The organism is Gemmatimonadales bacterium, assembly GCA_041390145.1.
Classification (GTDB): domain Bacteria; phylum Gemmatimonadota; class Gemmatimonadetes; order Gemmatimonadales; family GWC2-71-9; genus SPDF01.
The window spans coordinates 141,339-153,923 of record JAWKQM010000002.1 but is presented as its reverse complement, the minus strand read 5'-3'; the positions used below and the strand labels follow the sequence as shown (position 1 = coordinate 153,923).

Genomic DNA, 12,585 nt, shown 5'->3' with positions numbered 1-12,585 from the left:
TGAATGGCGTTTCTGGACGAGTGGCTGGTTCCCACGCTGGAAATCACGGTGCCCGAGGAGGCCATGGCGGCCATCCGCGAGGCCGCCGAGGCGACGCCCACGTCGCTCTGGGAGCAGCTCGTCCAGCGCCGGATCATGACCGACGACGAGATCCTCGCCGCGATTTCCGCGCGGTTCCGGTTCCCGCTGGCCGACTTGACGACGATGGACATGAAAGTCCGCGACGTGGTGCCGGAGAGCGTCGCGCGGAAGCACCACGTGCTTCCCCTGCGAATCACCGACTCGTCCCTCGACGCGGCCACGGCCAATCCCTTCGACATCGATGCCGAAAAGATGCTCGCCTTCGCGACGGGGCGGGAAGTCCGGCTGCTGCTCTCCTCGCCGGGGCGCATCAAGGACCGGCTCGAGGAGTTGTACCGGGGCGAGAACCTCGTTTCCAAGCTGCTGGGCGGGCTGGAGACGGGTGCCGAAGTGCAGCAGATCGAGGACGCCGAGGAGGATATCGGTGCTTCCGCCGACGAGGCGAGCCAGAAGCCGATTATCCGCCTGGTCGACATGATGCTTGCCGATGGCGTCACCAGCCGGGCCAGCGACATCCACGTCGAGCCGGTCGAGGGTGGTGTCACGGTCCGGTACCGGATCGACGGTGTGCTCCGGCAGGTCATGACGGTGCCGCGCGCCGCCGGGGTGCCGCTGATTTCCCGCATCAAGATCATGTCCGGCCTCGACATCGCCGACCGACTCCGGCCGCAGGACGGCCGGGCCCGCATCGCCATCAACAACGACAAGGTGGATCTCCGCGTCTCGACCCTTCCCGCCACGTATGGCGAGAAGGTCGTGATCCGAATCCTCAACCAGAAGTCCACGGTCTTGTCGCTGGAGACGCTGGGGCTCTTCCTCGAGGAACGGAAGCAGATCGAGCGCCTCCTGGGATACAAGGAAGGCATCATTCTCGTGACCGGCCCGACCGGGTCGGGCAAGACCACCACGCTCTACTCCGCCCTGCGGATGATCCAGAGCGAAGGGGTCAACATCGTCACGATCGAGGATCCCGTCGAATTCCGGCTGGGCAAGCATATCGTGCAGGTGCAGATCAACGAGAAGGCGGGGCTCACCTTCTCCACCGCCCTGCGCTCGATCCTGCGGCAGGACCCCGACGTGGTGCTGGTCGGCGAAATCCGGGACGGCGAAACGGCCCAGATCGCGGTGCAGGCGTCGCTCACCGGCCACTTGGTGCTGTCCACGCTGCACACGAATGACGCGCCCAACTCCGTCACCCGCCTCGTCGACATGGGCATGCAGGCCTACAAGATCGGCGCGGCGCTGCGTGGCGTGATCGCCCAGCGGCTGATGCGCCGCCTCTGCCTCTCCTGTCGCGTGGTGCAGAAGGAACCGGTGCCCGAGCGGGTGATGCAGTACTTCACCGGCGCCAAGACGCTGTACCAGCCGAAGGGGTGCCCGGACTGCGCCATGACCGGCTATCGCGGCCGGTTCTCCATCGTTGAGATCCTCACGATGAGTCCCGACATCGAACGGCTCATCGGCCAGGGCGCTACCGTCGACATGATTGCGACGGCGGGGCGTCAAAATGGCATGCTGTCGCTCTTCGAGAGCGGGCTTCGACACGTGCTGGAGGGGGACAGCTCGGTCGACGAGCTCTTGCGGGTCACCGATATCCCGATGGAGGGGCGCTACGGCGCGGCCGGGGCCCGCCAGGCGGCGCTCGGCATTCCCTCGCTCTACCCGACTGGCGTCTTCCCCGCAGTTCCGCAGGGCCAGGAAGCCCCCGCCGCCCCCGCGGTGGACCTGACCACCGCATTTGAACTGCTGGAGGACGCTCCCCCGGCGGCGGAGGAGCCGGTGGGCGACCAGTCCCGCGGCGTCTCGGTGCTCCTGGTCGATGACGAGGACCAGTTGCGCCGGGTGATGAAAGACCTGCTGGAGCGGGACGGGTACCTCGTCCACGAGGCGCGCGACGGGGTCCAGGCGCTCGACCAGGTCGACCGGGTGGCGCCCGACATCATCGTCCTCGACCTCAATCTTCCCGGACTCGACGGGTATGGAGTGCTGGCCAAGCTCCGCTCCCGCCCCACGACGCAGGACATTCCTGTCATCGTCCTGACCGCGAAGGGCGACGAGGACAACGAAGTCCGCGTGTTCGAGCTGGGCGCAGATGATTTTCTCACCAAGCCCTTCCGGGCGCGGGCGCTCTCGGCCAGGCTCGACGCCGTCCTCAGTCGGCGGCGGGCCGGGTAGCCTGACGCCGGAAAGTTCCCCACGATGACCGACGTGTGCGTGTCGATGATCGATCTCTACGTGGCCCGCCCTGTCGGGGCGGGCTTCGAGTTTCTGGTGCTCCGGCGCAGCGAGCGCGGGCGCTCACCGGGAGCCTGGGAAGTCGTCCACGGCCATCTCGAGGATGGGGAGCCCCCGGTGGAAGGTGCGCGCCGCGAGCTGAAGGAAGAGACCGGGCTCACACCGTCCGCGATGTACAACCTGAGCCGGGTCGAATCCTTCTACCTGCACCGCACCGATGCGGTGGCCCTCATCCCCTCGTTCGTGGCCTTCGTGCCCGCCGACGCCGAGGTCTCGATCTCCGACGAGCACGACGCCGCGGAATGGCTCTCGGTCGACCTCGCCCGCAGCCGTCTCTCGTGGCCGCGCTCTCGCCGTGCCCTCGATGACATCCTTGTCCTGTTCGCGCATGGTGGCGCCGGCCCCCTGGAGGATCTACTCCGCCTATGCTGAACCGCCCCGTCCTGCTCTGTGCGTCCGCGCTCGTCCTCCTGATCCAGCCCCCAACACGCGAGCCCTGCCTGCGCCTGGCGCGCGCCGGTACGCAGGTGCAGGGAGACGTGACGGTCTGTCCTGGCCGCTACCGCATCGCGGACCACGGGGAGCTCGGCGTGCTGATCATCGCCGGCTCCGGCACCCGGCTGAATCTCACCGGCGTCACCCTGGAGAGCGGCGACAGCGTGCAGGCGGCGTTTCTCGGGGCCGGCGTGGTCAGCCGCGGGCTCGACAACGTCGAGATCTATGGCGGGACGATTCGGGGATTTCGGCACGGCATCCGGATCGAAGGGGGACGCGGCCATCGCATCGCCCGGGTCGACGTCTCGGGGTCCCGCGCCCAGTCGCTCCGGTCCACGCCGGACCGGTACGACGAACGCGATTGGCTCGACATCTTCCGAGCGGACTCTGCGGAGGCGTATGGTGGCGGCATTCTCCTGAAGAACACCAACGGCGCGACGATCGTCGGGAACTCCGCCCGCCATGCCCAGAACGGCATCGGGTTGATCGACGCGCGCGCCAGCTACGTGGCCGACAACGACGTCTCGGAGAACAGCGGGTGGGGCGTGCACCTCTGGGCCTCGTCGCAAAACGTGGTGGTGCGCAACAAGGCGCATCACAACGTGCGCTGCGAGTCGCCGGCCTATCGGCGGGGGTGTGATTCCGCGGGCATCCTGCTCCGGGAACAGAGCGACTCCAACCTGGTGGCGGACAACGACATCACCTGGTCGGGCGACGGTTTCTTCCTCAGCGGACAGCCGGGGTACGTCCGACCTTCGAACGGCAACATGGTGCTTCGGAACGATGGATCGTCCGCCTACCACAACGCGTTCGAGTCCACGTTCAGCCATGGCAACGTCTTTCTCGAGAACCGTGCCGACAGCTCGGACTACGGTTTCTGGCTCGGCTATTCCACCGGCACGACCGTGCAGGGGAACATTATCCTGGGGTCGCGCTCGGTCGGGATCGCCATCGAGCACGGCGGGACCAATCGGCTGCTGACAAACCTGATCATGGGTGGCAAGACGGGAATCCTGTTGTTCACGCGGGACTCGGCGGGTCCCTCGAGCCGCGACTATGTGATCGACGGGAACACCATCGCCGAGGTGACGCGTGGCCTGGTCCTGGAGCGGACAGCGCACGCCCGAGTGCGCGGGAACACCTTCGATGCGGTGGATGAGGCCTTCGTGGCCGACTCCGTCGGGCGGGACGCGCAGGTCACGGGCAACGTTTTCCTCCGCGCTCAGCGGTACTTCATCGTGGCGCCGTCGCTGACGGCCGGCAGCAACTACTGGGCGACGGCCACCGAGGCGGAGGCCGTTGCCCGGACGAGGGGTTCGGTCGTAGTGACTCCGTGGTTTCCGGCGTCGGCGGCGGGGTACTGACCGCCGTCAGAACTTGTTGGCATGGGTCGTGATCTTGTACATGCCGTCTCGACCGAGGATCTGCCCAAAGAGCCGCTCGTTGACGGTATCCCCGGGTGCCACCACCCGCCGGATCAGGCACGGCCCCCAGAGGGTATTCGGTCCCTCCACCACCTCCGCTCCCTCGCAGACATACCCAGCGTAGGGGTACGGTTGCCCACCGAGCTCCGCAAGCGCGCGTGTCAGTCCCTTGCGCGACTGCTCGTCCATCATGAACCACATCAGCGACGGGCTGAGGTCATAGGGCGGGAGCCCCTGCGCACTTTCGGGATAGTAGAGCCAGGCGAATTCCGCCCGCGTCATGGTCAGGCGGATGATCGCCGCGGTGTCTGCAGCCGCCAGCGCTTCCACGTATTCGCGCACCAGCGCGTCCCGGCTCGAAGCGCCTCCCGTCAGCGTCGTGACGGTGTCCAGGCCGACCCGGAACCTCCGCAGGGCCTCGTCCCTTGGGATCGCGGAATCGACGACCGTGGCCGCGTTGGAACTTGCCGGCGGGGAGTGCCCACCTTCCGGTCCGCAGGCGGCACCGAGGGCCAGGGCGGCCACCACGAAGTACAATCGCATCAGGTCTCTCCAAAGACCGGGGGCCGACCCGCCACGATGGCGAGCCGACCCCACGGTGTCACAGAAAACGTGGTCAATTGATCTGGTAGACGGTCCAGCCCTGGTACCAGGTGCAGACAACGTCGCAGGCACCGAGATAGCTGGTGTTCTGCCAGGTGCCGCCAAAGTACCCGCTCACCTTCGCGGCCGGGACAGCCGTCGCCCCGGATGCGGCCGGCGAACCGGCCTTCGGCGCCCAGTTGAGTCCAGCCGGGTTGGTGCTGATGCCGAGGAGGGTATCCACCGACACGGAGCTGGAATACAGCTTCAGGCTGTTGTACTGGGCAATGGGCCAGTTGCTCGGCGCGGCGTAGGCCGTGCCGGTGGTGTCGAAGTTCCCGCCAGGGCCGTTCTGGGCCATGATGATCGAGTAGAACGAGAGTGAGTCGAGCTGCGTAAACAGCGTGTCGGTCCAGGCATCGCGGATGCTGATGCCATAGCCCTTCCAGCGGGAGAGGACGCCGTTTGCCACGTAGCCGCCGGTCCCTCGGCGCCAGACGCCGCCGTTGCCGTCGTTCGGGATGCCGGCGAGCTGGCCGGGGCCAACCATGGTGAAGTTGGCGAACACCGGGTTGGAGTACGGGGTGCTGGTGCCGGTCGCGGTGACGGTGCAGCCGCTTACACCCGGGTCGCAGCCGTCGCCCTCGAAGCCGCGCGGGTCACCGGAGAAGGTGCCGGCGCCGGGGGCGGGGTTGAGGCGCTGGGTCTGGAGGGCGAGCATGAACTGCATGCGGCCCTGGTACCCCTCGGTCCAGTCGAAGTGGTCGTCGCCGGACTCGTATGACACGAGGTATCGGCCGTCCACCGCGCCGCCCCAAAACTCAAAGGAGTCATCCAGGCCGGACATCGACTGGAGGTACTCGTAGGTGGTGCCGCGTCCGACGGCGTAGCTGGACAGGGTGTTCAGCTCCTGGCCGGCGCCGTTGGAGATGTCGTACCCGGCGAACTCGATGCGAACGTACTTGAGGATGCCGCTGTTGTCGTTGTTGTCCGTGCCGCCCGAGTAGTCCTCGGCTACGCCAGCGGAACCACCTTCGGTCAGGATCGGGGAGCCGGTCCGGTTGATGATGCCGTTGCCGATGATGATGAGGCCGCCCCAGTCGCCGGGCTTCCGGTTGCCGGGGGCGCGGGCGGAGGTGAAGACGATCGGCTGCGTCACGGTCCCCTGCGCGTCGATCTTGGCGCCGCGGAGGATCCAGAGTGAACTTCCGAGCACGCCGGTGTCGCCTACGATCTTGGTGCCGGGCTCGATGGTGAGCGTGGCCCCGCTCTGCACCTTCACGTACCCGCTGAGCGTATACAGCGTGTCGGCGTAGAGCGTGCGGTTGGTGGTGATGTTCCCGGAGATCGTGGCCGCCGACACACCCGTGGCCGCGGTGACCGCGGAGGTGAAACCGCTGGTGTCGGAGGCCGTGACGGACGCGACGCGATAGCTGTAGGCGACCGTCGGGGTGAGCCCGGTATCGCTGAAGCTGGTGGCGGCCAGGACGCCTCCGCCGATCTGGGTGAAGACACCCGGGTTCGAGGCAGACGCGCGTTGCAGCAGGTAGGAGGTGGCCCCGGAAGCTGCCGTCCAGCTGACCTGCAGGGAGGTCAGCGAGAGTTGGGTCACCGCCAGGTTGGTCGGGGCCGCCACGGGCGTCGGGCCGGTCCCGCCGTTGTCGTTGTTGCTGTCCGAGCAGGCGGCGAGCGCCAGTGCGATCGCGGGTACCACCCAGAGCGCCTTCAGTCGATCCATCATCGGTTCCTCTCGTTCGTTGCGTGTCGGGGAGACTTCCGCGGGCCGTCCCGCGCGCCTCAAGGAAAACAGCGGATGGTCGCGGCGAAGCGACGACCGCGTCACGATCAGGTCAATTCGAACTCAGGGCCGCCATTTGAACGCCACGACCCAGATCCGGCCAGTGGTGTAACGAAGCCGGGTCACGCCCCCTTGCGTCATGAGATATTCGCTGTTCAACAGGTTGCGGGCGTCGACCTTCACGCTGACATCACGGGAGAGGCCGACTTCAACCGACGCGTCGAGGATGCTTCGCGGCTGTTCGTAGGCGTCCGGCAGGCCGCCGCTCCCGACCTCGAGGATCCGCTCACCCGCGATGTTGTAGAGCAGGGAGGCGGTGGTGCGCCCGCCGGGGCTCAGATAGGTGAGCCCCGCGTTGACCACATAAGGCGACTGACCGATCATCGGGCGGTCGGGATTGGTGAGGGAAGCGATGCTGTCGTTGCCGGTGACGATCTGACTCTTCATGAACGTGGCGTTGGCGAACGCAGAGATTCCCTCGAGGGCATCGCCGACGAACCCAAGGTTCTTCCTGACCTCGAGCTCGATGCCATAGTTCTGCGCGCTCTCGGCATTGACGAAGCTGAGGGAGTTGGCGCCGGAGGCCTGGATGATCACCTTCTCGATCGGCGCCGTGAAGTTCTTGGCGAAGAGGCCGACACTCACGACCTCGCCGCCAGAGGGGTACCACTCCCAGCGCAGGTCGTAATTCTGGATCAAGCTTCGCGTCAGCAATGGGTTGCCAAAGGTCGTGGCGAAGCCGACCTGCTCGAAGTACGGCACGGGGCTCAGTTCCCGGTACTCGGGGCGGGCCAGGGTCTGCGTGGCCGACAGACGGATCACCTGGTCAGGGGGGAGCCGGTAGGTGATGGCCAGCGAGGGGAGCACGTCCGTCGCCTGAGGGTTGGACGGGACCACGTTGCCCGCGGCCGTGCGGGTATCGACCTGAAGCTTCCAGTCTTCCACCCGAACACCGCCGAGCAGGGTCCACCGGTCCCCGATCGGCACCGTGGCCATGGCATAGCCGGCCAGGATCTTGTCGTCAGCGGTGTAACGGCCGCCATTGGCGTTGGCCACCAGGAGGAAGCTGCTGTCGGCGATGTTCTGCTGGGTGAAGATCTGCTCGGGTGTCAGCGCCAGCGCGCTGTCGGCCAGATTGATGTTGTTGATGTCGTAGGCCCGGCTGTTCGCGTCCCGATTGGCGGTGCGATAGGCGCCGCCGATCTTCACGACGACGGTGGAGGCGCCCTTCCCGAAGTTGCGCGCCAGGTCCAGCCCCAGGTCCCACGCCGATTCCGTCGTGTTGTCCCAGGTCCGGGTGGCAAAGCGCGGCTGTCCGAACCACTGGTACGGCTCGAACACCCCGTTCCCCTTGGGGTGTGCCAGGTAGCCGATGCTGGAGCGGTCGGGCGCGTCACGGCTGACCGCCGCGTTGGTTATCTGCCAGTCGAGCGTCGTGTTGTTGCCCACCAGGTGCTGCCCGGCGAGCTGGTCGGATCGGACGGACCGCTGGATGTACGTCAGGTTGGAGAACTGAAATGTGTCAGCGAACTCCTCATTGAAGCCCCCCAGCAGGCTGGCTTCGTTGTCCGCGCTCCGCGTGTAGGTGTTGTTGAAGGTGATGCGCCCCGAACTGCCCAGCCGGGTGTAGAGATTCAGCATGCCGCCCCAAAGCACCGACCCGAAACTGGTGGATCCGGTGAAGGTGTTGAGCGGCTCCGCCGTGTCCTTGTCGGGCCCGTTCTTGGCGAGGCTCTTGATTTCGCCGTCCCGGATATCCTGCGTATAGGTGTACGTGAATGAGCCGACATAGCCAAGCGGCTGCCCGAACACCGGGTCTTCGCCGCCGAGGGACGCGTTGAAGGTGGCGTTGGGGAGGCCGGATTCGTAGGTGGGGGACCAGACATTGCGGAACGAGCCAATGAGGCCGTTTACCTCGGTTTGCGTCAACCCGTTCAGGTTGTTGGCGTCGGCCACGTTCTGTGGAATGGCACGGGGAGGCGCGCCATTGGCAATCCATTCGCCTCCCGCGGTTGGCGCCCTGGCCAGCTCAACGCCGGTGGCTGCCGAGTTCCATCCCGAACCGACGGTCATCGTGAAGATGTGGTTGGCCGAAAATTCCCGGGTGGTGATGTTGACTGACGCGCCGCTGAAGTCGCCTGGCTGGTCCGGGGTGAACGTCTTGGAGGTCTGGATGCCCGAGAGCAGGTTGGTCGGGAAGATGTCCATGGGGACGACCTTGCGATCCGGCTCGGGGCTCGGGACCCGAGCGCCATTGAGCGAAGTCGTGGTGTAGCGTTCGCCAAGTCCCCGCACAAAGACGTACTTCCCGTCCAGGACCGACGCGCCACTGACCCGCTTGATCGCGGCGCCTGCATCGGCGTCAGGGCTCTGTTCGATTTGCTGCGCACTGATCGAATTGGTGACATTCGGCGCCATGCGTTGCGCATCAAGGGCGCCCGCTACGGTGCTCTTCTCAGCGGTGGCCGTCACCGTCAGCTCATCGAGCGTGAACACCTGGGCGTTCAGGGAGATGTCTTGTTCCACCGTGGCGCCGGCTGGCACGATCAGCCCCTTGACGTTCTTGGGGCCGTAGCCGATCTGGCGGACGCGTATGGTAACGGGGCCGGCCGGCACATTGCGGAGGGAATAGTGCCCGTCGATCGCCGACGTCGTCCGGATCGGGACGGGGGCGCTGTCCACCTCCACGGTGGCCCCGGCGATCGGCGTGCCCAACGCCTGGTCGAGGATCCTGCCGACCACTCTGCCGGTCTCCTGGGCGGTCCCGACCGTCGGGACGAGGATGAGGATGGTCACGAGGGGAAGCAGGCGGGACACACGGGAACGTATCGACATTGCAGGCCGGGATTCGGGAGCGTGTGGGGCGGGCCGGCCGTCTGGCCCGTCCGCCGTGGATGCAGCCCGAATACTCAACGACTCGTGTCGGCCCTCTTTCACGGACCGGCAACAGTTGTGTCACACTGCAGCGGGGGGTGGTTGGACTACGAGCCCAGCAGGCGCTGCAGCACCGCCCGTGCGTCGCGCGGGACCAGCGGTTTGGCGAGGTGGGGGATCTCTGGCAGGTCGGCGTGGAGGGTGCGGCCGTCGTCGCCGAGGAGGACCAGGCGCGAGAGAAGCTCGGGCCGCTGGGCCAGCAGCAACGGGACGAGCGGCTCCGAGGCCCCCGACAACGTCGGGTCGACGAGCACGATGTCGTAGGCCAGTTCGTTGGACATGACCACGGCTTCTGCTCCCGTTCGCGCCGTGTGGATCTGTACCCCGTTCTGCGTCAGGAGGGCGGTGACCACCCGGTGGACCGACCGATCCGCATCGGCCACCAGCACCCGGCACGGCACGAGCTGCTTCACAGGGCCGCTGCCGTAGGCTGGCAGCTCGATCGCGAAGGTCGATCCCCCCTCCTCTCCTGGTGCGTACGACAGCCGCCCGCCGTGTGACTCCACGATACCGTAGCTGATGGAGAGTCCAAGCCCGGTGCCCCGGCCCGGTTCCTTCGTGGTAAAGAACGGCGTGAAGATGCGTCCGACCAGCGCGGCAGGGATGCCGGGGCCGGTGTCCGTGACCCGGACAAAGGCCCGGTCGTCCTCCTGGCCGGTGGCCACGAGGATCCGCCGGTCCGCATCGGGCGGGAGGTCGGAGAGCGCGTGGACGGCGTTGGTCAGCAGGTTCAGCAACACCTGTTGGATTTCGTACCGGTCACCGCGGACAATGGCGGGCGCGCCGGTGGTGCGCTCGAGCGTGATGCCGCGCAACCGAAGCTCCGCCTGGATCAGCAGCGTGGTTCGCTGCGCCACGTCCTCCAGGTCGACGACCGCCTGCTCCGGCGTGCCCTTGCGCGCAAAGGTCAGCAGGTTGGCCACGATTCGTCCGGCGCGATCTGCCTGTTCGTGAATCACGTTCAGGTGCTCCCGGACAGCGCCGGGCAGGCGTTCCTGCTCGAGGAGGAGCTCGGAGAGCCCCGCAATCGACGTCAGCGGATTGTTCAGTTCGTGCGCGACGCCGGACACCAGCTGCCCGACGGCCGCCATCTTCTCGTTCTGGATCAGCTGCGCTTCGAGGGCGCGCTGGTCCGTGACATCCTCCACCATGACCACGATCGACGCGGTCCCCTCGTGCGCCGGAAGCGGCGCGCCGGCCAGCCGCAGGGTGCGGTGCAGCTTGGTCGAGGGCAGCAGGGTCGGGATCCGCGACTTGCCGAGGCGCGCGCCCGCGAGCAACTCCTCCGCGGGCGCTGACTCCGAAAAAAGGGAGGAGACGAAGGGCCGCCCGACCAGGGAGGCGAGCGGGACGCCGGCCAGCAGCGCGAGCGCCCGGTTGGCCCGGGTGATGCGGCCGGCCCCGTCGACCAGCGCGATGCCTTCGGAGAGGGCGTCGAACGTCGTTTCCCACTCTTCCTTGCCCTGTCGCAGCAGCCCGAAGAACCGGCTGTTGGTCAGCACCACCGCCGCCTGCATCGCGACGGTGGATATCAGCCAGAGGTCCTGGGTGGAGAACGGCCGGTCGCGGCGTGCCGCGACGGCCATGGCTCCGAGGGTCATGCCATGGGCGCGCAATGGGGCGACGGCGGTCCGCGCCACGAGCACGCCCGCCACCAGTTCCACGCCCGGCGGTGGGCCCTCGGCGAGCTCAATCCGCTCACGACCGATGGCCTGGGTGAGGAGGCCCCCCTCCCCGGACGGGATCGAGCGACCCAGGAGGGAGGCGAGCGATCCTTCGGCCGACGCGATACGGAGTTCGGGATGCTCCTCCGACGCGAGTGCGACGACCGTTCCCTCCGCTTCGAGGAATCGGGAGGTAAACCGGGCCACCTGCTCCACGATCCGCTCGGTCTGGAGCGATTCGGAGAGCACGTAACTGAGTTCCTGGAGGGAGAAGATCTCGTTGATGCGCCGGTCAAGGCGGCGCGCAAAATCGTCGCGCTCGGCCTGCACCTCGGCGAGCTGCGCCGCGAGGGCCGCGGACTCGACCTCGTGTCGGCGCCGCACACGCCACGACCAGACCAGCGCCGCCGCGCAGGCGAGGAGCGTGACGATGATGAGCGCGGTCAGGATGGCCCCGGCTCGCCAGCGTGGCGCGTAGGCAGGTCGGTGTGGATCGTCTCGGGCGGCGCGTTCGGCTTGACCCGCACCGACTTGGCCGGGATGCCGACGTTCACGTGGTATGGCCGGACGTGCTTGGTGGCGACGGCGCCGGCGCCCACCATTCCGTTTTGGCCCACGCGCACGCCGGCGAGGACCGTGGCGTGATAGGTGATCCTGGTGTCGTCCTCGAGAATCGTTCGCGCGTTCGTCACTTCGCGCTGATCCACGATACTGTGGGTGTGGCTGTAGATGTTGGCGTAATCCGACACGCTGACCCGGTCGCCCAGGGTCAGGCCGCCCCGGTCATCCAGCAGGACATGCCGGTGAATCACGACGTCGTCACCGACCTCCATGTTGTAGCCGTAGGAGAACTCGACGTGCTGAAAACACTTGAAGTTGCGTCCGCACCGGGCGAAGATCCTCGGCGCCAGGCGTCGGCGGAGCGCGATGCCGAGCGCCACGTTCTGACCGGCGAGCGGGGCCCGATCGAAGCTGTACCAAAGCCAGAGGAGCGGCTTGACGCGGGCGAAGCGCACGGGGTCGACGTCGCCGTAATATTCCGGTTCGAGGGTAATATTCGTCGGGTCCAGCGCGAGCAGGGCCGCCAGCGACGCGGGGGAACGGCGCGGGTCCGCCACGGCGGTCTCCCAGTCCGGCAGGTCGGGATGAAAGAGGTGGAGCAGCGTCTGGCGCACGACGCGCGACCAGTCGGCCCCGGGGGCGTCCAGTTGGGACTCGAGTTCGTCCAACCACGCCTCGTACGCCGCCTCGGCCCGCTCAGGCAGACTCACGGATCGCAGGGGTAGATATGCCATTAGCAGCTCTCCATAGTTGTCCGGAGTTTACCGGGGTGGAGACCTCGGCGCCACGGTTCCGGGGTCAATCGCGCGGG

The 12,585-nt window shown here is 67.1% G+C and carries 8 protein-coding genes; 3 read left to right on the top strand and 5 right to left on the bottom strand.

Going from position 1 to position 12,585, the window contains the following annotated elements:
* The first annotated feature begins 3 nt into the window (after positions 1–3).
* Genes R2910_00695 through R2910_00685 form a run of 3 tightly spaced genes read left to right on the top strand, consistent with a single transcriptional unit; the run spans position 4 to position 4,175 of the window.
* A complete protein-coding gene (locus R2910_00695) occupies positions 4–2,256 on the top strand; it encodes an ATPase, T2SS/T4P/T4SS family (protein ID MEZ4411484.1) in 2,253 nt (750 codons plus the stop codon).
* A 24-nt stretch (positions 2,257–2,280) separates the two neighbouring features.
* Positions 2,281–2,748 (top strand): NUDIX domain-containing protein, encoded by a 468-nt coding sequence (locus R2910_00690; protein ID MEZ4411483.1) that lies wholly within the window; start codon positions 2,281–2,283, stop codon positions 2,746–2,748.
* The gene (locus tag R2910_00685) at positions 2,742–4,175 is read left to right on the top strand and encodes a NosD domain-containing protein (protein MEZ4411482.1); all 1,434 of its coding nucleotides are present in this window, start codon (positions 2,742–2,744) and stop codon (positions 4,173–4,175) included. The genes R2910_00690 and R2910_00685 overlap by 7 nt, the downstream gene beginning before the upstream one ends.
* Before the next feature lie 6 nt (positions 4,176–4,181).
* Here R2910_00685 and R2910_00680 read toward each other — a convergent pair whose 3' ends face one another.
* The 5 genes from R2910_00680 to R2910_00660 all read right to left on the bottom strand — a co-directional run bounded on the left by R2910_00680 (position 4,182) and on the right by R2910_00660 (position 12,508).
* Entirely contained in the window at positions 4,182–4,778 is a 597-nt protein-coding gene (locus R2910_00680; GenBank protein MEZ4411481.1) for a hypothetical protein, read from the bottom strand.
* A gap of 73 nt (positions 4,779–4,851) precedes the next feature.
* Positions 4,852–6,558, bottom strand: coding sequence for a fibronectin type III domain-containing protein (locus R2910_00675; protein ID MEZ4411480.1), 1,707 nt, complete (start codon positions 6,556–6,558; stop codon positions 4,852–4,854).
* Positions 6,559–6,678: 120 nt separating this feature from the next.
* Positions 6,679–9,432 carry a TonB-dependent receptor gene (locus R2910_00670; GenBank protein MEZ4411479.1) on the bottom strand — a complete coding sequence of 918 codons (2,754 nt, stop codon included), beginning with the start codon at positions 9,430–9,432 and terminating at the stop codon, positions 6,679–6,681.
* Positions 9,433–9,596: 164 nt separating this feature from the next.
* The gene (locus R2910_00665) at positions 9,597–11,597 is read right to left on the bottom strand and encodes an ATP-binding protein (protein ID MEZ4411478.1); all 2,001 of its coding nucleotides are present in this window, start codon (positions 11,595–11,597) and stop codon (positions 9,597–9,599) included.
* 59 nt (positions 11,598–11,656) lie between these two features.
* Positions 11,657–12,508, bottom strand: a complete 852-nt coding sequence (locus tag R2910_00660; GenBank protein ID MEZ4411477.1) for an acyltransferase — start codon at positions 12,506–12,508, stop codon at positions 11,657–11,659.
* Positions 12,509–12,585: the final 77 nt, after the last annotated feature.